The organism is Shewanella electrica, assembly GCF_022321485.1.
Classification (GTDB): Bacteria; Pseudomonadota; Gammaproteobacteria; order Enterobacterales; family Shewanellaceae; genus Shewanella; species Shewanella electrica.
Window position 1 is genome coordinate 1 of record NZ_JAKOGG010000336.1, and the last position, 268, is coordinate 268.

Sequence of the window (268 nt, forward strand, 5' to 3'; positions counted from 1 at the left end):
ATCGGCGCGGCGTCGTTCTGGCCGCTCACCCTCAACGTCACCGGGTAGATGTAAATAGCGCACCGCCGGGTGCCCCGGGGGAGCGCGCAGTGGCTGTCCCACCAGGCGCTCAGCGCCGGGTGCCTCGTCGTGTCCGTCGCCGCCTCGGCGGGATCCATCGCCGGCGTCGTGGAGGCGTTCAAGGCGCACAACCCGTTCTGCTGGACGTGCTGAATCATCTGAGGCCTTGTTCGTTTAATTCTAAGAAAAAAAGAGAGGTTGGAGGAAC

Annotated in this window: 1 protein-coding gene; it reads right to left on the reverse strand. The window is 63.8% G+C overall.

All coding sequences use genetic code 11. From position 1 onward, the window contains the following. Nucleotides 1-218: hypothetical protein (locus L9G74_RS24230; RefSeq protein WP_238898662.1), on the reverse strand; the 218-nt coding region annotated here is incomplete at its 3' end. Nucleotides 219-268 lie beyond the last annotated feature (50 nt).